General features: G+C 69.1%; 25 protein-coding genes. 16 read left to right on the top strand and 9 right to left on the bottom strand.

The genetic code is table 11. The features are described from left to right. Positions 1–3 precede the first annotated feature (3 nt). Both pdhA and lipA read right to left on the bottom strand, forming a co-directional pair. Entirely contained in the window at positions 4–1,113 is a 1,110-nt protein-coding gene (gene pdhA / locus ACSC1W_RS14560; protein ID WP_435348262.1) for a pyruvate dehydrogenase (acetyl-transferring) E1 component subunit alpha, read from the bottom strand. Between the two features lie 315 nt (positions 1,114–1,428). After that, positions 1,429–2,373 (bottom strand): lipoyl synthase, encoded by a 945-nt coding sequence (lipA, locus tag ACSC1W_RS14565; RefSeq protein WP_435348263.1) that lies wholly within the window; start codon positions 2,371–2,373, stop codon positions 1,429–1,431. A 215-nt stretch (positions 2,374–2,588) separates the two neighbouring features. Here lipA and ACSC1W_RS14570 point away from each other — a divergent pair, with 215 nt between their 5' ends. The 4 genes from ACSC1W_RS14570 (at position 2,589) to ACSC1W_RS14585 (ending at position 7,477) form a co-directional block, all read left to right on the top strand. Beyond that, entirely contained in the window at positions 2,589–4,019 is a 1,431-nt protein-coding gene (locus ACSC1W_RS14570) for an MATE family efflux transporter (protein ID WP_435348264.1), read from the top strand. Positions 4,020–4,110: 91 nt separating this feature from the next. After that, on the top strand, positions 4,111–6,456 hold the full coding sequence (locus ACSC1W_RS14575) for a DEAD/DEAH box helicase (RefSeq protein ID WP_435348265.1): 2,346 nt from the start codon (positions 4,111–4,113) through the stop codon (positions 6,454–6,456). 38 nt (positions 6,457–6,494) lie between these two features. Next, the gene (locus ACSC1W_RS14580) at positions 6,495–7,004 is read left to right on the top strand and encodes a hypothetical protein (RefSeq protein WP_435348266.1); all 510 of its coding nucleotides are present in this window, start codon (positions 6,495–6,497) and stop codon (positions 7,002–7,004) included. Then, a complete protein-coding gene (locus ACSC1W_RS14585) occupies positions 7,001–7,477 on the top strand; it encodes a hypothetical protein (RefSeq protein ID WP_435348267.1) in 477 nt (158 codons plus the stop codon). The genes ACSC1W_RS14580 and ACSC1W_RS14585 overlap by 4 nt, the downstream gene beginning before the upstream one ends. A gap of 4 nt (positions 7,478–7,481) precedes the next feature. Here the strand turns inward: ACSC1W_RS14585 and ACSC1W_RS14590 are convergent, their stop codons facing one another. Then, positions 7,482–8,237 carry an HAD family hydrolase gene (locus ACSC1W_RS14590; protein ID WP_435348268.1) on the bottom strand — a complete coding sequence of 252 codons (756 nt, stop codon included), beginning with the start codon at positions 8,235–8,237 and terminating at the stop codon, positions 7,482–7,484. Between the two features lie 18 nt (positions 8,238–8,255). On the opposite strand from ACSC1W_RS14590, the gene ACSC1W_RS14595 reads away from it, so the two are divergent. Next, positions 8,256–9,017 carry a PDDEXK family nuclease gene (locus ACSC1W_RS14595; RefSeq protein WP_435348269.1) on the top strand — a complete coding sequence of 254 codons (762 nt, stop codon included), beginning with the start codon at positions 8,256–8,258 and terminating at the stop codon, positions 9,015–9,017. Between the two features lie 69 nt (positions 9,018–9,086). Further along, positions 9,087–10,118 (top strand): tRNA-intron lyase, encoded by a 1,032-nt coding sequence (endA, locus tag ACSC1W_RS14600; protein ID WP_435348270.1) that lies wholly within the window; start codon positions 9,087–9,089, stop codon positions 10,116–10,118. A gap of 45 nt (positions 10,119–10,163) precedes the next feature. Here endA and ACSC1W_RS14605 read toward each other — a convergent pair whose 3' ends face one another. Beyond that, on the bottom strand, positions 10,164–11,372 hold the full coding sequence (locus ACSC1W_RS14605) for a tryptophan--tRNA ligase (protein WP_435348271.1): 1,209 nt from the start codon (positions 11,370–11,372) through the stop codon (positions 10,164–10,166). 256 nt (positions 11,373–11,628) lie between these two features. Between ACSC1W_RS14605 and ACSC1W_RS14610 the strand changes: the two genes are divergently transcribed. Then, on the top strand, positions 11,629–13,059 hold the full coding sequence (locus ACSC1W_RS14610; RefSeq protein WP_435348272.1) for a DUF7282 domain-containing protein: 1,431 nt from the start codon (positions 11,629–11,631) through the stop codon (positions 13,057–13,059). A 1-nt stretch (position 13,060) separates the two neighbouring features. On the opposite strand, the gene rio1 is transcribed toward ACSC1W_RS14610, so the two are convergent. Next, positions 13,061–13,939, bottom strand: a complete 879-nt coding sequence (rio1, locus tag ACSC1W_RS14615) for a serine/threonine-protein kinase Rio1 (protein ID WP_435348273.1) — start codon at positions 13,937–13,939, stop codon at positions 13,061–13,063. Positions 13,940–14,072: 133 nt separating this feature from the next. Beyond that, complete coding sequence (eif1A, locus tag ACSC1W_RS14620; RefSeq protein ID WP_435348274.1) at positions 14,073–14,363, bottom strand: translation initiation factor eIF-1A; 291 nt, start codon at positions 14,361–14,363, stop codon at positions 14,073–14,075. Positions 14,364–14,457: 94 nt separating this feature from the next. On the opposite strand from eif1A, the gene ACSC1W_RS14625 reads away from it, so the two are divergent. After that, entirely contained in the window at positions 14,458–14,697 is a 240-nt protein-coding gene (locus tag ACSC1W_RS14625; RefSeq protein ID WP_435348275.1) for a DUF7470 family protein, read from the top strand. Between the two features lie 12 nt (positions 14,698–14,709). Here ACSC1W_RS14625 and ACSC1W_RS14630 read toward each other — a convergent pair whose 3' ends face one another. Together ACSC1W_RS14630 and rnz are read right to left on the bottom strand one after the other, a co-directional pair. Beyond that, entirely contained in the window at positions 14,710–16,692 is a 1,983-nt protein-coding gene (locus ACSC1W_RS14630) for a DUF460 domain-containing protein (protein ID WP_435348276.1), read from the bottom strand. 138 nt (positions 16,693–16,830) lie between these two features. Then, a complete protein-coding gene (gene rnz / locus ACSC1W_RS14635; RefSeq protein WP_435348277.1) occupies positions 16,831–17,760 on the bottom strand; it encodes a ribonuclease Z in 930 nt (309 codons plus the stop codon). Between the two features lie 381 nt (positions 17,761–18,141). On the opposite strand from rnz, the gene ACSC1W_RS14640 reads away from it, so the two are divergent. The 5 genes from ACSC1W_RS14640 to ACSC1W_RS14660 all read left to right on the top strand — a co-directional run bounded on the left by ACSC1W_RS14640 (position 18,142) and on the right by ACSC1W_RS14660 (position 23,953). Next, on the top strand, positions 18,142–21,315 hold the full coding sequence (locus ACSC1W_RS14640) for a S8 family serine peptidase (protein ID WP_435348278.1): 3,174 nt from the start codon (positions 18,142–18,144) through the stop codon (positions 21,313–21,315). Continuing rightward, the gene (locus tag ACSC1W_RS14645) at positions 21,239–21,481 is read left to right on the top strand and encodes a dockerin type I repeat-containing protein (protein WP_435348279.1); all 243 of its coding nucleotides are present in this window, start codon (positions 21,239–21,241) and stop codon (positions 21,479–21,481) included. Before ACSC1W_RS14640 ends, ACSC1W_RS14645 begins: the two co-directional genes overlap by 77 nt. 147 nt (positions 21,482–21,628) lie before the next feature. After that, positions 21,629–22,288, top strand: coding sequence for a cohesin domain-containing protein (locus ACSC1W_RS14650; RefSeq protein WP_435348280.1), 660 nt, complete (start codon positions 21,629–21,631; stop codon positions 22,286–22,288). 56 nt (positions 22,289–22,344) lie between these two features. Beyond that, positions 22,345–23,352: an AAA family ATPase gene (locus tag ACSC1W_RS14655; protein ID WP_435348281.1), complete on the top strand. Its 1,008-nt coding sequence runs from the start codon at positions 22,345–22,347 to the stop codon at positions 23,350–23,352. A 157-nt stretch (positions 23,353–23,509) separates the two neighbouring features. Then, complete coding sequence (locus ACSC1W_RS14660) at positions 23,510–23,953, top strand: acyl-CoA thioesterase (protein ID WP_435348282.1); 444 nt, start codon at positions 23,510–23,512, stop codon at positions 23,951–23,953. Here the strand turns inward: ACSC1W_RS14660 and ACSC1W_RS14665 are convergent, their stop codons facing one another. Then, a complete protein-coding gene (locus ACSC1W_RS14665) occupies positions 23,954–25,012 on the bottom strand; it encodes a methyltransferase domain-containing protein (RefSeq protein ID WP_435348283.1) in 1,059 nt (352 codons plus the stop codon). Positions 25,013–25,292: 280 nt separating this feature from the next. On the opposite strand from ACSC1W_RS14665, the gene ACSC1W_RS14670 reads away from it, so the two are divergent. Genes ACSC1W_RS14670 through ACSC1W_RS14680 form a run of 3 tightly spaced genes read left to right on the top strand, consistent with a single transcriptional unit; the run spans position 25,293 to position 26,619 of the window. Next, entirely contained in the window at positions 25,293–25,853 is a 561-nt protein-coding gene (locus ACSC1W_RS14670) for a TATA-box-binding protein (protein WP_435348284.1), read from the top strand. Positions 25,854–25,889: 36 nt separating this feature from the next. Beyond that, positions 25,890–26,261 (top strand): DUF7473 family protein, encoded by a 372-nt coding sequence (locus ACSC1W_RS14675; RefSeq protein ID WP_435348285.1) that lies wholly within the window; start codon positions 25,890–25,892, stop codon positions 26,259–26,261. A 34-nt stretch (positions 26,262–26,295) separates the two neighbouring features. Further along, on the top strand, positions 26,296–26,619 hold the full coding sequence (locus tag ACSC1W_RS14680) for a hypothetical protein (RefSeq protein ID WP_435348286.1): 324 nt from the start codon (positions 26,296–26,298) through the stop codon (positions 26,617–26,619).

The raw sequence follows: 26,619 nt of genomic DNA on the forward strand, positions 1-26,619 counted from the left end.
GTGTTAGTCCTCCAGTAGTTCGTCGTCGCCGTACTGTTCGCGGACCTGCTGGAACCACTCCAGCTGTTCCCGAAGCTTCTTCGGCATGTCCGCGTAGACGTGCGTGAATATCTCCTCGGGGTCGGGGCGTTCGACGGCCTCGGCGGCCGAGATGGCGTCGGCCACCTCGTCCTCTATCTCGGCCTCGATGGCGGAGACGCGCTCGTCGTCGAGCAGGCCGTGCTGGCGCAGGAACGTCTCCATCCGGGGGATGGGGTCCTTCTGCTTCCAGCGTTCGACCTCCTCCTCGTCGCGGTAGACCGACGGGTCGTCGGCCGTGGTGTGCGCGCCGAAGCGGTACTGGACCGCCTCGATGAGCGTCGGCCGGAGTTCGTCGTCGTCCGGGTGCTTCGCCTTCCTGACGGCGTCTCTCGTGACCTTGTAGACGGCGAGCGGGTCCATCCCGTCGACCTGTACGCCCTCGAACCCGTAGGCGTTCGCCTTCTGTGCGATGGTCGCGCTCGCGGTCTGGCGCTCGCGCGGGACCGAGATGGCCCACTGGTTGTTGTTACAGAAGAAGACGCTCGGCGTGTCGAAGACGCCGGCGAAGTTCAGCCCCTCGTGGAAGTCGCCCTCCGAGGTCGCGCCGTCGCCGAAGTAACAGAGGAACGCCCTGTTCTCGCCCTTGAGCTTCGACGCCCACGCCGCGCCCGTCGCGTGCGGCACCTGCGTGGCGATGGGGACGGCGACGGTGAACAGGTTGAGGTCCTCCGGGATGGCGTTGCCGGACTCGTGACCCATCCAGTACAGCAGCGTCCGTTGCAGCGAGAAGCCACGGACCATCGCGGCGCCGTGCTCGCGGTACGACGGGAACATCCAGTCGTCCTCGCCGAGGGCGTGTGCGCTCCCGACCTGTGCGCCTTCCTGGCCGGAGAGCGGCGGGTACGTCCCCATGCGGCCCTGGCGCTGCAGCGAGACAGCCCGCTGGTCGAAGTGGCGGGCCAGCCGCATCTCCTTGTACATCTCGACGAGTTCGTCGTCGTCGATGTCCGGCACGTCCGCGTCGTCGCGGACCCGGCCGGCGTCGTCGAGCACCTGTACTCGCTCGCCGGGGTCGTGTTGTAGCGTACTCACGGTAGAACCCACCTGGACATGTATCAGATGTCTCTGGCTCGGGTTATATGGTTTTCGTAAAAACGTTACTATCAAACCGATTCTTGCCATACAGTCGCAAAGATTTGCGATATTCGACCGAAACGTGAACGTGTTTACGATTTTCCGCGCAAATCTCGCCCTGTCTGTGAACTGTCACGGTCTTCTATCTCCAATTCTGGACGAATGGGCGGGATTCGGTGTGAACCGTGGTACCACGCACCGATGCCGAGCCGATTGTGGCGTGTTCCCGAGGGGCATGGGAGGTGACTCGGCTCGAACTGGCGAGAACGACGCTCAGTCGGAGGCGACGCTGCGGGCCGCCTCACGTGCCTCCTCGACGGTCTTCCCGTCCCGCAGGATGGCGTCGACGAACAGTTCGCCCGCCTTGTACGACGACCGGACCATCGGACCGGAGGCGCAGTAGAGGAAGTCGAACTCCTCCTCGGCGACGCGTCGCCACGTGTCGAACTCGTCGGGGTGGACGTAGCGCTCGACGTCGAGGTGGGTCAGGGAGGGCTGGAGGTACTGCCCGAACGTGACGATGTCCAGGTCTATCTCGGCGAGGTCGGAGAGCGTCTGCCAGAGTTCGTGGTGGTACTCGCCGACGCCGAGCATGAGGCTGGTCTTCGTGTAGATGTCGGACTCGCGGGCGACCTGTTCGAGCACCGAGAGGGACTGCTCGTAGCCGGCACGGCGGTCCCGGACCGGCCACTGGAGGCGCTCGACCGTCTCGACGTTGTGGGCGATGACGTCCGGTTCCGCGTCGATTATCTTCCGGACGAGGTCGGGTTCGCCCTGGAAGTCCGGGATCAGCACCTCGACGAGGATGCCCGGGTGCCGGCGCTTTATCTCGCGGATGGTCTCGGCGAAGTGGCCCGCGCCCTGGTCGGGCAGGTCGTCGCGGTCGACGCTCGTCAGGACCACGTAGTCCAGGCCGATCTCTGCGATAGCCTCGGCCACGTTCGCGGGTTCGTTGGGGTCGAGTGCGTCCATGCCGCCGGTCTCGACGTCACAGAAGTTGCACCCGCGCGAACACCGGTCGCCCATCAGCATGAACGTCGCCGTCCCACCGTCCCCGCTGCCGTTGCGGCCGCTCCAGCACTCGCCGAGGTTCGGACAGTTGGCCTCCTCACAGACTGTGTTGAGGTCGTGGTCCCGGAGGGTCTCCCGGATACCGGTGAACTCCCGGCCGGCCGGTGGCCGCATCTTCAGCCAGTCGGGTTTCCGCGAGCGACTCATGGCAAAAACTGCGTGCCCGGAGGAGAAAAAGCGTAGGGGTTCCGTCGTCGGCCACGTCTGCGATGCATCGTGGCCGTCGACCCACCCGACGCGAAACGGTAAGTACCATGACCAGTCATGGAGAGAGGACGAGAGCCGTGCCGCCTCCCGTCTTGACCATCGGTAATGGTCGACAGAGTTTAGTGTTCGTCGCGTGCCAGTAAGACAACAAGCAGATGTTCGATGTGTCACCAGATGACATCAAGACGGGGTCGATTCCCCGCGTCCTCGTCGCGCTCGCGGCCCCCCTGGTCGTCCAGAACCTCGTCCAGGTCGTCCAGCAGGTAGTGGACGCGTTCTGGCTCGGCCGCCTCGGGGAGGCCGAACTCGGGGCCGTCGGACTCGTGACGCCCATCACCTCCATCCTCGTCGCACTCGCCGTCTTCGGCCCGTTCGTCGGCATCCACGTCGTCTCCTCCCAGCGCTTCGGTGCCGACGACGACTCGGCGGCGCGCCGGGTCGTCTTCAACGGCGTCCTCGTGACGCTGGCGTTCGGACTCGGCGCCGCGCTCGTCGTGGTCGCCGCGGCGGAGCCACTGGTCGAGACGGTCGCAACCGTCAACCCGGACGCCTCGGCCGTCGCCCCCGCGATAACCTACCTGACCGCCTACGCACCCGTCTTCGTGTTCATGGGCCTCTCGGACTCGCTGGAGGCCGGCTTCCTCGGCCTGGGTGACACCCGCGCCACGCTGTACGTCAACGTCACCGCCGTCGTCGTGAACATCGTCCTGGACCCGATTCTCATCTTCGGCTACGGGGTCGGCGGCTTCGGCGGCCTCGGCATCACCGGCGCGGCACTGGCCACCGCCAGCGGCTACGCCGCCAGCTTCCTGCTCATCCTCGCGTTCGCACTCGGCGTCCGGAGCACCCTCCAGTTCGACCGGGCGGACGCGACCATCTCCGTCCCGGACTGCTACGAGGTCCTCGACGTCGGCTGGCCCAACGCCGGTCAGCGCGTCGCACAGGACGCCGTCCGCATCGTCGTCGTCGTCCTCGTGTTCGTCGCCGGCGGCACCCCCGGCCTCGCCGCGTACGTCATCGGCGCACGGATCGCCAGCGTCGCCTTCATCCCGGCCAGCGGCCTCCAGCAGGCAGCCCAATCGATGATCGGACAGAACATCGGCGCGGGCCACACCGAGCGCGCCCAGTCGACGACGTGGACCGGCGTCGGCATCGCCATCGCCATGTTGACCCTCACCGGCGGCGTCCAGTGGCTCTTCCCGAACGCGCTCGCGACCCTGTTCGTCCCCGACATCGCCGGCCCCGCCCTCGAGTACACGGTCGACTACCTCCAGATACTCGCGTACGGCTACTGGGCCATCGGCGCTGGCTACCTGCTCCGCGGCGGGTTCAACGCCGCCCGACGGACCAAGACCAGCATGGTCGCCTCCATGCTCCAGTACTGGGGCGTCCGCCTCCCCGTCGCCGCCGTCGGCGTCCTCCTCCTCGACGGGGGGGTCGGGGCGGTGTTCTGGGCGGTGACGCTCTCGAACGTCGCCGTCGCGCTCGGCCTCGCCGTCTACTACTGGTACGAGACGACGGACCGCGGCGGTGGCGGCATGATGGAGCGCGCGGCCGCCCAGGCGGCCGGAACGGCCGACGACTAGTGGCACGCCACGCGGTCTCGCGAGTCGTCCGGGCCGGGTGCGTCCGGTACGGAAACGCATTTCACGACCGGGCACCCGGACACACACGAGAATGGAGGTCGCCGAAGTCGTCCCCGATTTCGCCGACGCCTTCGCCTTCGATGAGTTCAACCGGATGCAGCGCGAGGCCCTGCCCGCGCTGCTCGATTCGGAGGAGAACGTCGTCGCCAGTGCCCCGACCGCGAGCGGGAAGACCGCGCTCGCCGAGCTCGCCATCTGCAAGACGCTCGACGCGGGTGGCACCGCGCTGTTCATCGCGCCGTTGCGCGCACTGACCAACGAGAAGGAGGCCGACTGGGACCGGTTCGAGGACCTCGGCTACTCGGTCTACGTCGTCACCGGCGAGCGCGACCTGAACCCGCGGCGGGCGCGCCACGCCGACATCCTCGTGATGACGCCCGAGAAACTGGACTCGGCGACGCGAAAGCACGACACGCCGCGGTACGACTTCATCACCGACGTCGACGTCTGCGTCATCGACGAGGTGCACCTGCTCGATTCGGACCGCCGGGGTGCCGTACTGGAGGTGACCGTCTCGCGCCTCCGGCGCCTGTGCGACCCACGCGTGGTGGCGCTGTCTGCGACGATGCCGAACATCGACGACGTGGCGGGGTGGCTCGACGCACCGCCCGAGACGACCTTCGAGTTCGGCGACGAGTACCGGCCGGTCGACCTCAACGCGGGCGTGAAGACCTACACCCACGGCGAGAACTCCTTCGCGGACAAGTACCGACGGCTCTACCGTGCGCTGGACCTCGCCGAACCCCACCTGAACGAGGACGGGCAGGCACTGGTGTTCGTCTCCTCGCGCCAGGACACGGTGCAGGCGGCGAAGAAGGCCCGCGACGAGGTCGCAAAGCGCGACGTGTCGATGGGCGCACGCGGCGACTACGACTTCCACACCGAGACGCAGGAACTCGACAACGACACGCTCCGGAACTCCTGCATCGACGGCGTGGCATTCCACCACGCCGGCCTCTCGAAGAACGACAAGGACCGCGTCGAGGAGTGGTTCAAGCGGGGGGACCTGCAGTTGCTCTTCTCCACCTCGACGCTGGCGTGGGGCGTCAACCTCCCCGCCCGCTGCGTGGTCATCCGCGACACGAAGATACACGACCCGCTGGAGGGCGAGGTGGACATGAGCCCGCTCGACGTCCTGCAGATGCTCGGGCGGGCGGGCCGCCCGGGGTACGACGACGTGGGCTACGGCTGGGTCGTCTGCGACGGTTCGGACGCCGGGAAGTACCGCCGACTCCTGCGCGACGGCAAGGAGATAGAGAGCCGACTCGCGGAGAACCTCGACGCCCACCTCAACGCCGAGATAGCGATGGGGACGGTCCAGGACCTGGACGACGTGATGGACTGGCTGGAGACGACCTTCTACTTCCAGCGCGCGCGGTCGAACCCGGAGGCCTACGAGTTCGAGGACCGGCGCGAACGGGTCCGGACCGTCCTGCAGTCGCTGGTCGACCGCGGGTTCGTGGAGACGGGCGAGGACCTGCGAATCGAGGCGACGGGACTCGGCGTCCTCGCCTCGAAGTTCTACCTGCGCCTGGAGACAGCCGTGCGGTTCCACGACCTGGCGACGAGCGAGGGCATCGACGAGAAGGCGGTGCTCGGCGCGGTGGCGACCGCCGCCGAGTTCGACAGCGTGAGCGCCCGCCAGTCCGAGAGGGAGGCCGTCGACTCGATGCTCGCGGGCCAGAACACCGGCGAGATGGACGCCGGTGCGCGGAAGGTGCTCGCCATCCTCGTCGGCGCGATGAACGGGACGACGCCCGGCGACCTGCGCTCGGACGCCTGGGTCATCAAGCAGAACGGCCTGCGCCTGCTGGCGGCGCTCCGGGCGTTCCTCGACCGGTTCGCCGACCCGCACGCCGCGAACTGCGCCCGCCGGGCCGAGGCGCGCGTCGAGAACGGCGTCGCGCCCGACGCTGTCGGCCTGACCGCCATCGACGGCGTCGGGTCCGGACGCGCCTCGAAACTCGCCAAGGAGGGCCTCCGGACGCCGGGCGACGCCGCCGACGCCGGGGTGTCGGGACTTGTCGACGCCGGCCTCTCCGAGGGCGTCGCCGAACGGGTCCACTCGGCGGCCCGTGACCTCCCCAACGTCACGGTCGACTGGGGCGACTTCCCCGAGACGGTCGCCCGCGGCGAGAACGACATGTGCGAGGTGACGGTCCGGAACGAGGGCGACGGCGCGGCCGCCGGCGTCCGGGTGACCGTCAACGGCGTCGAGATGACGAGTACCGAACCGTACCTCGACGGCGAGGTGACCGTCCCGGTGGGCGTCTTCGGTGCGACCGACGACGTACTCGACTACGAGGTGTCGGTGGCGTTCGCCGACCTCCCGCTGGTGCCCGTCACGGAGACGCGGACGGTACGGGTCAGGGACTGAGCGAAATCCTTTCGTGGTCTCGACAGGAGGTGTTCGTCATGCAACGAGAGGCGGAGCGTCGCGTCGACGTCGTCCGGGTCCCCGCCGAGACCGACGGCGGCCTCTCGTCGACCCTGCGACGCTCGGCAGTCCTGCCCGGAGGCGACGTGCACTCGGCCGAGGCGTCGCCGACCTACCGGGCGGTCCCGGCCGGCCGTGGACACGGCGTCGTGGCTGCAGCGGCCGAGGAGACCGACTCCCGGCGACGGTACCGCAGACTGCGCCGGTGGGTGACCGTTCCACTCGGGGTACTCCTCGTGAGTTTGCAGGTCCTCTGGCGACTCGAACGTAGTTTCTGGTTCGGGGCCGTCGCGGCCCTCGCGGCGTGCTCGCTGCTGTGGTGGTACGACTTCGTCACGGCCGACCGCTACGCCCCGGCGGTCCTCGCCAGTGGGGTTCCAGCGTCTGAAGCGAAGGCGCGCTGGGGTCTCCTCGTCGACGACGTTGAGTGGTCCGGTACGACAGTTCCGTCCGAACCGACGGCGGCGGCCGAGGTGGTGCGCCGATGACCGGTCGGGACGACCGGCGCGGACCCGACCGGCCGCGCGTCGACGTCCTCCGCTACCCGCCCGGGGCGGACGGGCCGCGCGTCCGGGCCGTCCGGGCGGGCGACGGCGAGACCCGCGTCCAGGACCGCGAACGTCGCGAGCGTGAGCGACGGGCGGACCGCCTCGTCTACTGGGTCGGCATTCCGCTCGCCGCCACGTTCATGTCGGTCGGCCCCGCCGGCGTGCTCGGCCTGCCGGGGTGGTCGCCCCTCGTCGCGGGAGTGGCGTCGTTCTCGCTGCTCTGGTGGGTGTTCGACGCCGTCGACGCCCGGCGCGACGACACTGTCCCCGAACTCGTCGCGACGGACTGCTCGGTCACGACGGCCCGAGAGCGGTGGAACGCGACCGTCGTCGATTCGTCGGCAGGACGGTCGCAGGTGGAACGGTCGTCCGGCACCGACGACGCGACGACCGAGGAGGCGTCGAACCGGTAGTCGCTCAGTCGCCGCCCCGGCAGAGCAACTCGTCGACGGTCGCGAGCAGTTCCTCGGGCGAGTCGGTGACGTAGTCGGCCGCCGAGTGGTCGAGCGAGTCGTCGGCACCCGAGACGTACCCGACGCAGGTCGTCCCCGCCGCGACGGCCGAGGCGATGCCGTGTTCCGAGTCCTCGACGGCGACGCAGCGCTCCGGCGGGACGCCGGCCACCTCGGCGGCGTGTTCGAACACGTCCGGTTCCGGCTTGCCCGGGCCGTCGATGTCCTCGGCGCTGACGTAGGCGTCGAACGCGAGGTCGAACTCGTCACAGACCATCGATATCCAGTGCTGGGGCGAGGAGGAGACGACCACGACCGGGACGTCCTCGCGGGCGTCCGGCAACCACTCGTCGAATCCCGCCAGGAGTGTCGCCCGTTCGGTGTATATCTCCTCTGCCGTCCGGTCGAAGCGCTCGACCCACGCCTCCTTCGTGACCGCGACGTCGTAGTGCTCCGCCAGGTAGTCGTATATCTCGCGATAGTTCATCCCCGTGACCTCGCGGGCCTCGACCGTCTCGTCGGGGACCGCCCACGGGAGGATCTCCGACTCCTCGCGTTCGACCCAGTAGTGCTCGGAGTCGACCAGCACGCCGTCCATGTCGAACAGCGCCGCGTCGTGGCTCATGGCCGGAGTGTCGGCGGCGGGGCGTATCGGTCCATCGGTCGCGGTCGCCGCCGACGGCACGGGGTCGAGGCGGGCACCCCACGGTTCAAGTACCATCCCGGGACCAACGTCGGCATGTCCGACTCACTCGAGTTGTTCGCGGGCGACTGCTCGGTCGCGTTCGAGAACGGCGACCGGACCGAACACCGCGGTCACGTCGTGGTCGTCGTCAAACCCGACGACACCGTCCTCGTCCACGACGCCGACGGCTACCAGCCCGTCGCGTGGCTCACCCGGGCCGCCGCCGTGAGCCACACGACCGACGACGGCCTCTCCCTGGTCGCACGCGACGGCGAGCGCGTCCTCCGGGTTCGCTCGCATCGCCTGCACCTCTCCGGGTCGTACCCCGTCACCGACGCGGGCACGCCCGTCGGTCGGTGTCCGGGCTGTGACGGGTCGCTCGTCCGGACGGCCCGGGCGGTCGAGTGCGTCGACTGCGACGCGAGACACGGCGTCCCCACCGACGCCACGTGTCACGGCGGGCGCTGTGACTGCGGCCTGCCCCGGATGCGCGTCGAACGGGGCACGGCGCTCGACCTCTGCGTGGACCGCCACTGCGAGTCGCTCGACGAGGCCGTCGCCGACCGGTTCGACCGCGAGTGGGACTGTCCAGACTGCGGCGACGACCTCCGGGTGCTGCGCCGGGGCGGACTGCTCCTCGGCTGTGACGCCTACCCCGGGTGCGACGTCGGCTTCGCGTTCCCGGCCGGCAGCGTCGTCGGGACGTGCGACTGTGGCCTGCCACTGTTCGAGACGTCGGGAGGCCGCCGGTGTCTCGACTCGACGTGCGACCGGTCCGTCGGGGTGGGGAACGAAACCGGGGCGAGCAGTGCGTGAGGTCGCCCACGACGGGCGGGACGACGCTGGACCGTCACCGCTTTCCCCGCCCGGGGCACATCCGCGTCCATGAACGGACACCTCGACGACGGCGTCGTCCGCGTGGGGCGGGACGCCCGCCAGCGGTTCCACGACTCGCGGGGGTACGGCTACCCGCTCGGCGGCGGGGAGATCGCGCTCGCGCCGGTCGAGGCGGCCCACCTGCTGTACCGGGGGGACCTCGACGCCGTCGACGGCATGGACTTCCGGGCGTTCCTCCGGGAGTCGGCCGAGGACGGCTTCGTCCCGACCTTCCTCGTCTACGCCGACCTCCGGGAGCGAGGGTTCTACCTCTCCCCGGCGAGGGCGGACTGGCTCCAGACCGTCTCGGCCGACGACGCCGACCTCGTGGTCTACCCGAGGGGGAAGGGCCCTGGCGACGGCGCCGTCGAGTACCGCATCCGCGTCGTCGGCGAACGCGAGTCGGTGCCGGCCGCCGACCTGGGCGACTGCGTGCTCGCCGTCGTCGACGAGGAGAGCGAGATCACGTACTTCGAGACGGACCGACCGGACCCCGACGGCACCGCCGGCGTCGACCTGCCCACTCGCGTCGACGCCGACCTGCTCGCCGACCGGGCGGTCTGCTGGGGGCCACCGACGCGCCTGTACGACGAGGGGTTCTACGGGACGCCACTCTCGGGACGCGACGCCGAACACGACGCGCTCCAGTTGTCGCTGGTCGAGGCGGCGTACCTCGCGGAGCGAGACGCCGTCACCCTCGACCCGGCGACCGTCCGCGAGCGTGGCCGGTCGGTCGAGGGCGGCCGGTTCGACCGTCGACTCCGCGTCTACGCTGGACTGCGCGAGCGTGGCGTCGTGCCCAAGACCGGCTTCAAGTTCGGTGCGGACTTCCGGACCTACGCCGAGTTCGAGAGCGTCGACGAGTTCGGGCACTCCGAACTGCTCGTGCGCGTGCTCCCGGCGGGCCACGTGTTCTCGCCGCGAAGCCTCTCGCTGGACGTGCGACTGGCGAACGGCGTTCGAAAGGAGATGGTGTTCGCGCTGGTCGACGAGTCGGCGGCCGACGTGACGTGGCTCCGGGCCGGCCGGTTGACGCCCTGAACCCGGGCAGCGAGGCCTCCGACGGTCACGCCGACGGGCGTGCCGTCACCGACGTAGCCCGACCGCCCGTCGCGCCCGCTCGCGGTCCGCCTCGGTCAGCCGGAACGGTTCGAGTTCGGATTCGAGGTCGCCCAGTTCGGCCTTCCGGCGCTGGTGGTCCGCGAGGAACGCCGAGATGCGGTCGGCCGCACGCTGCTTGAGTTCGCCGCTGAGCAGGTCGCCGTCGCGGTAGGCCCGTTCGACCGAGGCGAGTGCCTCGTCGTCGTCCTCGAAGAAGAACCGGAGGAACTGGAACGCGACGTCGACCGACGGGTCGCCGCCGAGTTCCCGGTGAGCCTCGACGCTCTCCTGCCCGCCCGAGTAGGCGTGGGTCAGGACGGTCTCGCGGACCGTCGCCTCGTCGTCGTCGAGGTGGATGGCCGGGGCGTCGTCGCTCGAGGACATCTTCCCCGGACCCGAGAGCGTCGGCAGGAACCGCCCGAGGAGGGCACCTGGTTTCGAGACCGGGAACTGCTCCTTGGCGGCGACGTCCCGGCAGACCCGGACGTGTGGGTCCTGGTCGACCGCGACGGGGACCAGCGTCGGGTGGGCGCCGCGTATCAGTTGCGGTAGCAGCAGGTGCGCGGTCTGTACCGCCGGGTAGAACGAGAGGCCCACGTTCTCCGGGTCGCCGTAGGTCGCGTCGACCGTCGACTGCGTGAGGTGGCTGGCGAACGCGCTGGCGACGGGGTAGACCACGTCGGCGTCCTCCGTGTCGACGACGATGGTCGTCTGCTCCGGGTCGAACCCCACCGCGAGCAGGTCGCGCAGGTTCTCGTCGCGGTATCCGGCGACGTCCTCGTACGTGAGGTCCTTGCCGTAGTACTTCTCGTCGTCCGAGAGGGGAATCAGGACCGTCGCCCCCGTCGCGTCCTGGAGTGCCTTCGCGAGGTAGAACACGAGGGCGTGACCCAGATGCATCGGCCCCGACGGCCCGATGCCGGTGACGATGGAGTGCGGCCGACCGGCCTCGGCGGCGTCGAGGAACGGGTCGACGCTCCGACCGGCGTAGTAGATTCGTCGCCGGAGCATCGGGTGGTCAGGGAACCGACGGACCTGCTCGTCGGTGAGTCGGTCCGCGCCGAAGCGGTCGAGCAGGCGGTCGTAGTCGACGGTCCCCGAGACGTCGTAGGGGGTGACCGTGAAGTCGTCCTCGTCGTCGTCCGTCGTGGTCGTGTCGTGCTGTGCGTCCATCGTCGTGTCGTCTGTCGTCATCTGTGGCTGGTGAAACGGCTGGCTGGCGGGCGATACCTGCGAGAGAACGAGTGAGCACCGCGCCGCCGGCGACCCGGTTACGCCGCGTCGACGCCGAACGCGATACTGTCCGCTCCCGAAGTGACCTGCCAGCGCCAGGCGGGAGCGGCGTACATCGTCCCACCGTAGTCCGTCCGGGCGTTTTACGTTTTCGGCGGGTCGCGTCGCCCAGTCGGTCGTGACAACTGCTTTATACCGGGTATCCGAACCGCGTGTCATGTCACGGTCCCCGCAGTTCGTGGCAGCCGTAACGATGCTCGTCGTGTCGGCGGCGGTCCTCCCCGTCGCAATCGGTGCCGTCCCGTCGACCCTCGACGCGGCCGGCGACGAACCGACGACGAACCGACTACCATCCGCCGACGACTCGACGGTCGTCCGATTGCACGCCGTTCCGGACGGGACCGACCCGACCGACCTCCCCGACCGCGTCGGCGTCGACGCAGTGAGCGACGACGTCTTCATCTCCGGCGAGCCCCTCGTGGTCTCGGTCCAGTCGTCGGCACTCGCCGAGACCGTCGAGAACGCCTCGGGCGAGACCCTGACGGACCGGTTCGTCGCGGCCCAGTCCAGCGAACCGCGCCTCCGCGTCGTGCAGAAGTACCCGACGCCCGAGCGCCTGCCCGTCCACGTCGACCTCTCCGACGCGGCCAACCTCACCGTAGTCCCCGGCGACGGCCCGACGACGTTCCACGTCGTCCTCGACACCCGGAACGTCACCGTCACCCGCGGCGAACCCGGCAGCGAGTACGAGCACGACCCCCGACCGATGTCGGACCTCTACGGCGGCAAGGAGTTCGGTGCCGGGGTCGGCGAACACGACGCAACCGCCGAGATAACGCTCCTCGAACCGGACGCGACCGTCGACACGGGGGACGTGGGTCGCCTGTTCGCCACGCCCGGCGAGGAACTCTCCGTCACCGGGACGACCACGCTCCGTCCGAACGAGTCGGTCACGGTGGAACTGGTCAAGTGGTCGACCGTCTTCGACAGCCAACGCGTGTCGCTCGCGCCGACGGGGAACGACACGTCCACCGAGGAGCGGTCACGGTTCGACGTCGACCTCGGCCTCGGAGACACCGAGGACGGAGAGTCGCTCGGGGTACGCGTGCGAGACGGCGAGACGGTCCTCGACGGGGCGGTCGACGTCACGGTCCGGAACCGGTCGGCGTCGCTCACCTTCGAGGACGACACCGTCAGAACCGGCGTGCTGGTCGAGAACGTGAGCCTGTCCCACGGCGGGTTCGTCGTGCTGGAACGCGCCGACGGGACCGTCGTCGATTCGACGCGGTTCGTCTACCCGTCCGAAGCGGCGGTCGACGCCCACCTCGACATCCGGCCCGAACTCGACGCCCGCGGTACCTACGTCGCCGTCGCCTACCGCGACGTCGACGACGACGGCGAGTTCGGCGACGAGGACGTCCCCTACCGCCGGAACGGGTCACCCGTCACCGACACTGCCGTCCTCCGACCGCCGAACCGGACCACGACGCCGACGACGTCGACGCCTGCACCCACGACGGCGCCACCGACCCAGACGCCTGCGGAGCCGACCGCGACCGACCCGGCAGAGACCGCCCCGGTCCCGGGGTTCGGCGTCCTGCCGGCGGTCGCGGCGCTGCTCGCACTGGCGTTCCTCAGACGGCCCTGACTCACTCCTCGCTCTCGGTGACGAACGCGTACAGTTCGTCGCCGGTCACGTCGAGTCCCTGCCTGGAGAAGAAGGCGGCGACGTTGCGGCAGTCCCGCCGGAGGAAGTCGTCGGCGTTCGGATGGTGGACGGTCACGGCCTGCCCGAGGTCGATGACGACGAGTTCGCCCTCGTGGATGACCATGTTGTACTCGGAGAGGTCGCCGTGGACCAGGCCCGCCCGGTTGAGCCGACGCATGTACTCCCTGACGACCTCGTAGGCGGTCTGTGGGTTCTCGACGGTCACCTCGGTGAGTCGCTTCGCCCGGCCCTCCTCGGCGCCGATGTACTCCATGACGAGGACGTTCCGTTCGACCGCGAGCGGCGTGGGCACCCGGACCCCCGCCTTCCGGGCGCGTTCGAGGTTCGCGTACTCCTTGCGGACCCACGCGACGACGACCTGTGACTTCTTCGACCCGATGCCCTCGAACCGGGGGTCGCCGACGAGGTAGTCCCGCATGTCCCGGAAGTCGGAGGCGTTGATCCGGTACACCTTGATGGCGACCTCCGGCGATTCGGTGTCGAGCATCGTGGCCGAGCGCTCGCCGCCGAGGGCGGTGTAGACGTTGGCCTCCTTGCCGGTCGATATCGGACCGCCGAGGGCGTCGACCCAGCCGTCCTGGACGAGTTTGTACAGCGCGGCGAAGGTCGCGTCGTCGAACACCGACGCCTCGACCTTGAACTGCTCGGCGTCCTTGATGCGCTTTCTGAACTGGTCGAACTCGCGGTCGCGCTTGCGGGCGATGCGGTCGGCCTCGGTGTCGGAGACGTCGATCTCCTCCCACTCGTCGCCCGGCGCTTCGGCCGCGTCTGGTTCGACCAGTCCGAACTCGTCCGTCATCTATGGAGTGACTCGGTGACGGAGGCGTAAAAGGGTGGGTATCGTTCCCCCGGCAGGGTGCCCGAACCGGAGACGGAGGCGTACTATTCGGTCGGCGTCGGCGTCGTGGCGCTGTGAATCGTCGGCCGCCGAATCACTGGATGTGGCCTTCCTCACGGAGCTGGTCCGCGTCCTGCTTCTCGTAGCGCCACGTGATGTCGGCCTTCTCGTCCTGCCAGTCCCACGGTTCGACGAGTACCACGTCGTTCTCCCGAATCCAGACGCGCTTTTGCATCTTGCCTGGAATCCGGGCTGTGCGCTCGACGCCGTCTGCACACCGGACTTTCACGCGGTTCGCACCGAGCATGTTGGTCACCGTCGCGAACACCTCGTCGTCGTCTGGCATCCGCAGGTTGCGTCGACCACCGTCGTCGTTGTCGCTCATATGTGGCCCGTATGGTGGCCGACACGTTTAAACGGTCTGGAGTTTGTCGGCAGAAACCATCGCGTTTAATCGGCTCGCCTGTGGAGACGTTGCCATGGCTGCTGATATGACTCCCGGTGCCGGCTCGTCAGGTCCCGGAGGGTTCGTACAGATACTCGGCGTCGTGGGCGCACTCGGCGTGCTCCTCGTCCTCGGTGGTATCGCGATGATAGCTATCTTCGGCTCGCTCGAACTCGCCGCCGGGTTCGCGATGGTGCTCGCGGGCGTCGGACTGCTCGTGAAGGCGCTCGTGAGCAACGTGCTCGGCATGCTCGGCATGGGCGGGATGTTCTAGGCCAGGCGACCGTCAGAACGCGTTGCTGCCGGCCTCGTCGGCGCGATGTTCGCTGATGAGCCGGTCGACCATCTCCGCGTTCTGGTCCTTCCGTCGTTCGGCCGCCCGGTCCTCCCAGTCGTCGATGACGGCTTTCACGTCGTCCTCCCGGGCGACCGCGAGGTCGTCGACCTCCTGCATCGACACGTCGTCGGCCGGACCGACCGGCACCTCGTTCTCGAACAGCACCTCGTCGGCCGCCTCGGAGAGCCCACCGTCCTTGAGGACGACCCGGGGGTCGTGGGCGACGAGTTTCTCCGCGGTCGAGCGCCCGGCACCGGAGGCGTCGCGCAGGTAGACGACGTCGTCGGCCGCGAGGCCGTAGTCGTCGTGGGCCGCGTCGATGGCGTCGCGGGTGAACTTGGCGACGGGTTTGACCGGGACGAGGCCCTTCTTCTTCTCCTCGATGTCGGCGAAGTTCGAGTGGTCGAGCCGCCAGAGCTGCTTCAGGCGGGCGAGTTTCCCCTCGAGTTCCTCGATGGTCTCCTCGCGGTCCTCCAGGTCGCGTTCGAGCGCGCGGTTCCGACGTTCCAGTCGGGTGACGGTCCGGCGCTCGCGGGCCTCGCGGCGCTCCTCGCGCCGGGCCTCGCCGAGTTCCGTCTCGAGTTCGTCGATGCGGGCGTCCTTCTCCTCGATGGTCGCGTCGAGTTCCTCGACGTGGGACTCGAGGCGGTCGACCTGCCGTTCGAGGGACCTGATGCGGCGTTCCTCGCTCGTCAGTTCGCGTGGCTGGTGCTCCTCGTCCTGGTCGCTCTCGTCCTCGGATTCGGTGAGGTCGGCGACGACGGTCTCGACGTTGCCCTCCCCGGCGAGCACCTTCTCGGTGACGGTGCCCCGGTCGAGCGTCGGCGGCGTCTTCCGGGCGATGCGCTCGAACTGGTCCTCGTGGGAGTCGTAGGCGAACAGCGCGGCCGCCAGCGCGTCTCGTTCGTGGTCGTTGTCGTAGCCCACGTCGCGGGTGCGGTGCTGTTTCTCGTCGACCGGCAGGTCCGAACTGGGGACCCAGCCGGTCGCGTCGAAGCTCCGGCGGACCTTCTCGACCGTCTCGGGCATCGGCGTCACGTCGGCGGCGACGACGATGGGTCGGCCGCGCTCGATGACCCACTCGATGACGGCGGCGGTGTCGGCGGTCCGGGTCGACAGCACGTCGTGGACCTGCCCGTCGAGCGAGCAGACGGCGACTGCGGTCGTCGTCCCGGGGTCCATCCCGACGATGACGTGGTCGCGGCGCTTCGCGAGCGGTTCGAACTCGATGCCGTCGCGTCGTTCGCGTTCGATCTCGACGCGCGTGTCGCCGGAGCGACCCCGGGAGACGGGGATGTCGCCGGGGCGGGCCGACACGGCGAACACCGCGTTGGCGTAGCCGCCGTACTTCTCGGTCACGTCGAGTTCGTAGTCCAGACCCGCCTCGTCGAGTTTCGACTCGACCTCACGGGCGCGGCGCTTGACGTTGCCGTGGATGCGCCGCGTGTAGCGGTCCTGGCTCCAGCCGCCCTTGCCGGTCGAGCGCCCCCGAGAGACCTTCACCGTCGTCGTGTCGGTGAAAGCGCTGACCTCGTAGCCGACGCTCCCGGCGGCGAGGTGCGCCGCGGCCTCGGCCTCTTGCATGGGGTCCTTCCCGTAGGGGACGCCGTGGCGCGAGGCGACGCGAGAGAGCGGTTCGGGCTGTTCGTCGCCCGTCACCTGCACGAGGCGTGTCCCGTCCGGGAGGCTGCCGAGGAAGTGGACGAGTGCGTCCTTGTCCTCGGCGAGTTCGTACATGTTGTCGGTGGCGACGATGGCGGGCTCCTCGCTGTCGATGCGGCGGCGGAGCTTCCGGTACGTCACGACGTCGCGCTCGACGGTCTCGCCGTCGAAGACGACGAGCGCGTACGACGGGGCGTCCCCCCGGACGTCCCCACTCTGGATGTCCACGCCGAAGATGACCGCGTCGAGAGCAGTTGTACGGGCGCTCACACGCCCGCCTTGGGGACATACGGCTATAAATTCCGTGGGACAGCGAAAGATTGATGTGCGGGAAATCACCCGCCGGCCTCGGTACGACTCGCTGCGAGCGACGCCCCCGGCAGGGTGGCGATGGACGAACTGGCGACCTCACGCCGCGTCGGGATACGGTATCTCGACGGTGTCGCCGTCCTCGGGGACGAACACCTCACCGGCGAAGACCGACCGGGCCTCGTCCAGGTGTGCGCTCACGTCGCCCGCGTACCGCGAGGAGATGTGCGTCAGTGCGAGGCGCTTCGCTCCGGCACGTGCCGCGACCTCGCCGGCCTGCTTCGCCGTCGAGTGGCCGGTCTGGCTGGCACGGTCCCGGCGGTCCTCGGCGAACGTCGCGTCGTGGACCAGCAGGTCGGCGCGGGTGGCGGCCTCGACCGTCGAGTCGACGGGTTCGGTGTCGCCGGTGTAGACGAAGCGTCGGCCGGGACGGGGGTCGCCCACGACCTGCTCGGGGTCGACGACCGTGCCGTCGTCGAGTTCGACCGACCGCCCCTCGTGGAGCGCCGAGAACTTCGGGCCGACGGGGACGCCGAGTTCCTCGGCACGGTCGCGGTCGAACCGTCCCTTCCGGTCGTCCTCGACGAGGGCGTAGCCGACGGCCGTGGTCCGGTGTTCGACGTCGAACGCACGGACCTCGTACTCGTCGCCGCGGAGTGCCACCTCGCCGGCGGTGACCTCGTTCACGCGCACCGGGAACGAGGGGCGCGTGCCGGTCGCGCTGACGAGGCGTTCGACGAGTCGCTTCTCGCCGGGCGGACAGTGGATGGCGAGTGCGGCGTCTCGCTCGTTGAAGTCCATCGTCTGGACGAGTCCGGGAATCCCGAGGACGTGGTCGCCGTGCGTATGCGTGACGAAGATGTGGTCGATGGAGAAACCGGTCCGGAAGCGCATCATCTGACGCTGGGTCCCCTCGCCACAGTCGAAGAGGAACCCGTCGCCCTCGCGCTGACAGTAGATCGCGGTGGGGTTGCGGTGTGTCGTCGGCACTGCCCCACTGGTCCCGAGAAACGTCACGCGCATCGACATGGTACCGTCTCCGCCCGGCACCGATAAACCGGTGTCGAATCGGACACCGCCGTGCCATCGACTGACGGTCGCGCCTGGCGTTCGCCGTGTCGCCCCGGGAGAGCGGTCGGTGGACCCGGCCTGGCCGGGTTACCATCGCGTTTCCGCCCGGTTAACGGTCCCCCACCGTCGCACGAGCCGACCGTGAACGGTTCCCGACCTTTGGTAATCTCCGTTGGCGGGACCTTTCCCGGTCGGCTACGGTGGTTCGGACCGAATCTCCGGCACGGCAGTGGGAAGGTGTAGTTGTCGATGCACTTTTTTGGGTAAGTTCAACGGTAGCAACGGCTTAGTTACTAGGTATCTGGGAATTAACTTAGTCGGTGGCGGGGTGAGGAAGTGATGCTGCGAGAGCAGTTCTCGCAGGGGGAAAGGATGAATCGAAAGCTACTAGCACTACTGCTCGCTGGCCTGCTGGTACTCGGGACCGGCACTCCGTTCGTCGCTGCCGGAGCGCCCTCCACCCAGCAAGCTGGCACACAGGCCGAGATAGTACAGACCGGCGTCGGAGACGACGCCGACACGAACACAGTCGCGGGCGAGCGCGCACCGGACGCATCACCAGCGTCCATCGACCCGGTGCTCGAACGCTCGTCCGGCACCGTGGAGGTCGTCGTCCGCCTCAGTGAGGCGCCGACGAGCGCCACGTCCGGTCGGGACGCGACCATCGACACGCTCCAGCGACACGCCGACAGAACCCAGCAGAGCGTCCTCGAGTACGCACACGAGACCGAGGGCGTCTCGGTCGAGAACACCTTCTGGATCACGAACGCCGTGTTGCTCGAGGTCGACCGGAGCGAGGTCGACCTCGACGCAATCGCACACGTCGAGCACGTGAACCAGCTCCACGCGAACTTCGACCTCAGCCTGCCCGAGGGAGCGGACGCTCGCTCCGACCCGGTCGGCGGAGACGACTACAACACCACGTACGGTCTCGACCAGGTCAACGCGACCGAGGTCTGGGACCAGTACGGAACCATGGGAGAGGGCGCGAAGGTCGCCGTCCTCGACACGGGCGTCGACGTCGGTCACCCCGACATCGACCTCTACACCGAGAACGCGTCGGACCCGACCTACCCCGGCGGGTGGGCCGAGTTCGACGACAGCGGGAACCAGGTTCCGGGTAGCGAGCCACACGACACCGACACGCACGGGACGCACACGTCCGGTACCGTCTCCGGTGGAAACGCCAGTGGCGAGTACATCGGCGTCGCACCGAACGTCGACCTCATGCACGGACTCGTCATCCCGGCCGGCGGGGGTAGCTTCGCCCAGGTCGCCGGCGGGATGGAGTGGGCCGTCCAGGAGGACGCCGACGTCGTCTCGATGAGCCTCGGTGCGACCGGCTACTACACCGAGATGATCGAGCCGATCCAGAACGCCGAGGACGCGGGGACCGTCTTCGCCATCTCGTCCGGCAACAGCGGCGAGGGGTCGAGCAGTTCCCCCGGTAACGTCTGGGACGCCGTCGCGGTCGGCGCGTCCGACGTCGACGCGAACGTCGCGTCCTTCTCCAGCGGCGAGGAGGTCGACACCTCCTCGGCGTGGGGGTCGGACGCACCAGACCACTGGCCGGACACCTACGTGGTGCCCGACGTCGCCGCACCCGGCGTGGCCGTCAAGAGTTCGGTCCCCGGCGGCGGCTACGCCGAGTACGACGGCACGTCCATGGCCGCACCGCACGTCGCGGGCGTCGTGGCGCTGATGGAGTCCGCGGCAGGCCCCGGCCAGCTCACGAACTCCCAGATACGGACGGCGCTCCGGGACTCCGCGTGGAAGCCCGAGGGCGAACCCGCCGGTAACGACACCCGCTACGGTGCCGGCATCGTCGACGCCCTGGAGGCGACCACCGCGGTCGCACTCGAACAGGGCGTCAACGGGACCGTCACGGACGCCAGCGGCACCCCGGTCGAGGGCGCCACCGTGAGCATCGACGGCGGTGGGACTTCGACGACGGCAGCCGACGGGTCCTACACCCTGCTCGCGACGAACGGCACCCACGACGTCACGGCCGACGAGTTCGGCTACGAGTCCCAGACCAGGACCGTCACGGTCGAGGGGGACTACGCGGTCCAGAACTTCAGCCTGAACGAGACGCTCGACGTCGCCCTCGTCGACGGACAGCGGTCTGCCATCGCGGCCGGCGAGAACGTCTCGGTGACGGTCGACGTCGCCAACCTCGAATCGGTGACGGTCGACGCCGCCGGGACGTACGACACCTCGAACGCGACGCTGTACGTCGCCGGCCAGGAGGCCACGTTCGGCGACCCCGTCACGTTCGACGCACCGTACACCGGGCAGGTTACCGTCACCGTCGTGACCGCCGCGGACGCGACCGGTGAACTCTCCCTCGAACACACGTTCGAGGGGCTGGGTGACGCCGTCTCGGTGACGACCGGCCCGACCGCGGTCTTCTCCGAGTACTACACCGTCGGCATCGTCGACGACGACGGTGCCTACGGCGACGACGTCGCGAGCACCCTCCATGAGGAGCTGAGTGCCCAGTACGAGTTCTCGGTCGTCTCGTCCGTCGAGGCAGTCGAGAGCGTCGACGCCTACGACGGCTTCGTCGTCCAGAACGTCGAGAACGAGACGCAGGCCGGCGCCCTCGCCGACGCGACCGACGGCGTCGAGACCGGCGTCGTCTGGCTCGACAACTGGGGTAGCGACAGTAACGGCATCCCGATGCGCTCCGGCGCGACGGGTGACCCCGCCAGCACCGGGGACGCCTACGGTGACGGCGTGGTCTCCTACGAGGCCCTGGGCGAACACCCGGTCCTCGACGGGGTCGTCGCGCCCGGCGAGCGCGTCCAGCTCCACACCGCGACGGTGTTCAACGACCACTCGTGGTTCGACGGCTCCAACGGCGACGTGCTCGCCGACCTGCACACGGGCGACGCCGGCGTCAAAGGACCTGGCCTCGCGGTCTACGAGGACCGTCGGACCGTCCTCGCGTCGACCCTCGGTCGAGAGTTCTTCGTCGAGGACGGCGAGTTCACCGCCGAGGCGGACCAGATTCTCGCGAACGCCGTCACGTGGTCCGCACAGCCGCCCGAGCCGGCCGGCACCATCGACGTCACCGAGAGCGAGGTCCAGCCCGGCGAGAGTACCACCCTCACCGTCCTGACCGACGACGTGGACGACGTCTCCGGCTACCAGTTCAACCTCAGCTTCGACCCGGACAAACTGCAGGTCACCGGGGTCAGCGGCGTCGAGTTCGCCGACCCGGTCGTCGACGTCGACAACGAGGAGGGCTACGTCAGCTTCGCCCAGGCACAGGCCGAGGGCATCGACGGGGCCACCTTCGCCGACGTCCACTTCGACGTCCTGATGGACGACCGTGGCACCACCGCCGACGTCTCCTGGCAGTCGGACGGCGTGATGGTGACCTACCCGAACGGCACCGCACCCTACGTCGACTGGTCCGACGGCGTCCTGCATGGCTGGCGACGTCAACATGGACGGCGCGGTCACCGTCCAGGACGCGACGCTCGTCCAGCAGTTCATCGTCGGTGAGGACCCCGCGGACTTCAACGAGGCCTGCGCCGACGTGAACGGCGACGGCGTCATCACGTCCGCCGACGTGACCCTCATCCTCGAGGACATCGTCGGCACCTCCGTCGTCGCCCCGCAGGCGACGGCCGTCGACCTCGTCGACACGCAGGTCCGACTCGAAGCCTGAGACGCATCGCTCACCGACCACGGATCGACCGACGACCGACCTCGCCCCGTGCGAGGCCTTTCGGACGACCGCGACGCGGCTTTCGGTACCGCCCGTTCGACGGGCACGGCGGCGGCCGGGCGACCGGTCGCCAGTTTCCAACCGACCATGACCAGCAACTCACTCCCCGACGGCACGACCGTACTGCTGGCCGCCATCTGTGCGGCGTCGTTACTGGCGCCGGTGGCCACGGCCGACGCGACGACCCCCGAAGACGTGACGCTCGCGCTGTCGAGCGCCGAAGCGGACGCGACCGGCGACGCGGTGACGGTCACGCTGGCTGCCACCGGCGAGAACGTCGCCGGCTATCAGGCCAACGTGACGTTCGACCCGGACGTCGTGCAGGTCCGGAGCGTCGAGGGTGCCGACTTCTCCAGACCGGTGGCCAACGTGAACAACGACGCCGGGTGGGTGTTCGTCACCCAGTCACGCGCGAGTGGCGCCGACGACCCGGCACTCGCCCGCATCACCGTCGAGGTGGTCGGCTCCGACGGCCAGCGCTCCGCGCTCTCGTTCGTCGAGTCGGACACCCGCGTCAACGACGGTGACGGCGACCACGTCGGCGTCGCCCTCGACGCAGGCGCCATCGGCGTCGGCGATGGCGGGCTGCAGGCTCACGACGGCGACGCCGGGGAACGGGACGACTCGGCCGACGACGACAGCGAGGTTGACGCCGATGACGGGGTCGGCGTCTCGACCCCGGTGATGGTCGGTGGGGCCGCTGCACTCCTCGTGAGTGGTGCGATGCTCGGCCGGCGTGGCGCCTGAGTCGACGGGCCCCGGAACCGACCGATTCTTACCGGGCGCTCGCCTAGCGGTCGGTGATGGACGCGCCGCTGTGGACGGACGAATACGCCCCCTCGCTCGACGAGTTGCCACAGCCGGACGCCCGCGAGTACCTCCAGAAGGCGGTCGACGAACCCATGAACCTCCTCCTGCACGGACCGCCGGGCGTCGGCAAGACCGCGGCGGTTCGAGCCCTCGGCCGGGCCGCCCACGAGGACGAGAACGACCTCGTCGAGATCAACGTGGCCGACTTCTTCGGCCGGACGAAGACCGAGATAAAGAACGACCCGCGGTTCGAGTCGTTCCTCGTCGGGAAGTCGAGCTTCTCGAAGCGGGACATGATAAACCACGTCCTGAAGGAGTCCGCCAGCTACGCGCCGGTGACGGGCACGTACAAGACGGTGTTGCTGGACAACGCCGAGGACGTCCGCGTCGACTTCCAGCAGGCGCTCCGACGGGTGATGGAGCGGTTCCACCGGACGACCCAGTTCGTCATCTGTACGCGCCAGCCGACGAAGCTCATCCCGCCGATCCGGTCGCGGTGCTTCCAGGTGCCGATGCGGGCGGCGACGAACGAGGAACTCGTCGGGATACTCGACCGCGTCGTCGAGGCGGAGGGCGTCGACTACGACGACGACGGCCTGGAGTACGTCGCCGGGTACGCCGACGGCGACGTACGAGAGGCGCTGCTGGCGGCGCAGACGACCGTCTCCCGGGCGGACGAGCTGACGATGCAGACGGCCTACGAGACGCTGGGCGAGGTCGGTGCGGCGGACCAGGTCGGCGAGATGCTGGACGACGCCGAGGCCGGCGAGTTCACCGACGCCCGGAAGACGCTGGACGACCTGCTCGTCGACGAGGGGTACAGCGGTTCCGAGGTGCTCGAGGACGTGCTTCGCGTCGCCCGCAAGCGCTACGACGGACAGCGACTGGCCCGACTGCACGAACTGGCCGGCGAGGTGGACGCGGACATGAGCGAGGGGACGAGCGACCGGGTCCACCTCTCGCGGTTGCTCGCTGAGCTCGGGAGAGCGCAGGTGGCGTAGGCGGGACCGGGCGAGCAGGCGACGCGTCGGTGTCCGTCCGGGGCGCGTCGCACACCAGCCTCGACCACCGGACGGCGTCGGTCAGACCACGCCGGCGGTGCGTCGCTCTCACTGAAGAACCCTCACACTTGTTCCTGCGGCGGTCGAAGCGTCACACATGCCCACGCTCGCAGAAACCCACCTCGAGAACCGCCAGCGCGTCCAGCCGAACCACGCGAACAACTACGGCGCGCTCCACGGCGGCAACCTGATGAAGTGGATGGACGAGGTCGGCGCGATGTCGGCGATGCGCTTCGCCGGGGAGACGTGCGTCACCGCCGGCGTCGACGAGTTCTCCTTCGAGCGTCCGATTCCGACCGGCGAGACGGCGCTCATCGAGGCGTACGTCTTCGGGGCGGGTCGGTCGAGCGTCCGGGTCTTCCTGCGCGCCTACCGGGAGGACCCCCGAACTGGCGACCGCCAGGAGACGACGGCGGCCTGCTTCACGTTCGTCGCAGTCGACGACGACGGCGCACCGGTGGGGGTGCCGTCGCTGACCGTCGAATCGGACGAGGAGGAGCGGTTGCACGAGGAGGCACGACGACGGGCCGAGGGCCGGTGACTACTCCAGGACGAGCACGTACCGCGTCAGCGACCGGTGGACGGGGCGCTCGAAGGTGGCCTCGATGGTCCACCCGGCCTCCCTGGCGACGCTCGCCCACGACCGGTCGGCGACGACGACGGCCCGGTCTGCGACGCGCCGGGTCTCCGCCAGCGCGCCGGCGACGAGGTCGTCGAGACGGTGGGTGGCTATCTTCGACTGCCGACCGTAGGGCGCGTCGAAGACGGCGGCGTCGAAGGAGTCGTCGACGAACGGGAGCCTCGTCGCGTCGCCCCGACAGACGTCCCAGTCGCCGGGGTCGGTGACCGCCTGGTCGGCCCCGTCGCCGAGGTAGTGGCCGAGGTTCGTCCGTGCGCCCCGGGACATCTTCTCCTGGGCGTCGACGCCGACGACGGCTGCACCGACGAGACCGGCCTCGACGAGGACGCCACCGGTGCCACACATCGGGTCCAGCAGGCGACGGCCCGGGGCCGCGCCGGCGACGTTGGCGACGGCGCGGGCGAGCAGGGGGTCCATGCTCCCGGGCTGGAAGAACGGTTTGTCGGTCGGAAGCCGGTCGCCGAAGTCCCGCGTGGACTCGACCGCCAGCCAGCCGAGGGCACAGACGCCCGCGTCGCCCAGCGCGCCCTCGCGGTCGGTCGCGTCGCCGTCGCCGCTGGCCGCGTCGGTGGCCGGCGCGAAGACCGCCCGGAGTTCGTGGTCCGGGTCGTCGAGGTCGACGCTGAACCCGCGGTCGACGAGCACCTGTCCGAGGGCGCGTTCGGCGTCGCTCGTCGAGACGCCCGTCCCGCCCCGCACGTCCCGTGCCCGGACGGCGACCGTGCCCTCGCGGGAGATGGGCGCGGCCTCCAGCAGGGTGACTGCGCTGTCGAGGCTGGCGTCGGTCCGGCCGACCAGGTCGCTCGCCCGGCGGGTGTACGCCAGTCCGCGGACGCGTTCCGGCGCTATCGTCCCGGCCACGGCCAGTCCGGCCGCGATGCGGTCGACGTTCGTGGCCGCGTTCGCGGCCTCGCAGGCGGCGAAGGCGTCGTCCTCGCCGCCGAGTTCCAGCAGGTACACGCGAGAGAGTGCGTGGACGCGCCGTATCAGCGTGTCGACTGTCCGCCCGGTGCCCGAGACGTGATGTCGCCCGCCGGGCCGTCGCCCCGTCCGCCGGGCCGGTCCTCCCCAGTCCGTGACGTGTCAGCACGGTCGGGGGAGCCGGTTCAAGTCGGGCTTTTATCGGCAGTATTCCCCGCTTTCGTCGTACGAGTACCGTGGCTCCGTCGCTCGGTTTGGTACCGCACCGTCTCGCGGCACCAACCTTTATAAACCTTAAATACGACTTTTAAGTCGAGTTATGACCGACCCCAAGGAGACTATCAATATCGAAAACGTCGTCGCTTCGACCGGTATCGGCCAGGAGCTCGACCTCCAGAGCGTCGCCATGGACCTGGAGGGGGCCGACTACGACCCCGAGCAGTTCCCCGGCCTCGTCTACCGTACGCAGGAGCCCAAGTCCGCCGCCCTCATCTTCCGGTCCGGCAAGATCGTCTGCACAGGTGCGAAGAGCACCGACGACGTCCACGAGAGCCTCCGCATCGTCTTCGACAAGTTACGCGAACTGAACATCCAGGTGAACGAGAACCCCGAGATCGTCGTCCAGAACATCGTCACCTCCGCCGACCTCGGGCGGAACCTGAACCTCAACGCCATCGCCATCGGTCTCGGCCTGGAGAACATCGAGTACGAACCCGAGCAGTTCCCCGGCCTCGTCTACCGTCTCGACGAACCCGAGGTCGTCGCGCTGCTGTTCGGGTCGGGGAAACTCGTCATCACCGGCGGGAAGAAGCCCGAGGACGCCGAACACGCCGTCGACAAGATCGTCTCTCGTCTCGAGGACCTCGGCCTGCTGGAATAGCAGGGCACAAACCGCGGCGGTGTCAAGCGTAGCTATATGCTCTTTCCCGCGCAACTCGACCCGTCTGCGGGCACGCCAGTCGCCTACGTCGGGACGTTCCTCGTCGCAGCGCTCTTCTACTCGGTGACGCTGCACATCGCCGCCCGGAACGTCCTCGGTGACGTGCCTATCAAGCGAGCGTTCGTCGTCGGCCCGATGCTCGGACTCGTCTCGGTGTTGCTCCAGCAGTACGGTCCCGCCGTCGTCATCGCGGTCACGGTTCTCGTCGACGCAGTGGCCATCAGCGTCGTCTACCGCCTCGACGCTCGACTCACCGCGTTCGTCGCGGTCATCCACTACACCGTCTCGGTCATCCTCGGCTTCACGCTGTTCAACCTGTACGCGCTCCTGTCGACCGCGCCGGCATAGCGGGATTTTTCACCGGTGGATTCGACGAGTGGGTATGGACCAGGAACGGCGCACGCGAATCGCCAGGGGCGGACTCTCGCTGTTGCTCGCCGGTGGCGTCGTCGGTGTCGTCGCGCTCGCGGGTCTGCCGGTGACGACGGCGCTCCTCTCCGGTCTCGTCGGCGTCGGCGTCGCCTGCCTGCTCGTGGGCGTGTACGCCGACCGACCCGTGGCGATGGCCGTCTGGCTCTCGCCGGTCGTCGCGGCCGTCGTGCTCGCGCTCTTCGGCGACGCCGGGAGCGACAGCTTGCTCACCCAGGCGGCGCTACTCGGCGTCATCGGCGTCGCACAGGTCATCTTCTCGCAGGTCCGGGGCTGA

The sequence above is a fragment of the Haloarchaeobius marinus genome (genome assembly GCF_051207415.1).
In the GTDB taxonomy this organism is placed as follows: domain Archaea; phylum Halobacteriota; class Halobacteria; order Halobacteriales; family Natrialbaceae; genus Haloarchaeobius.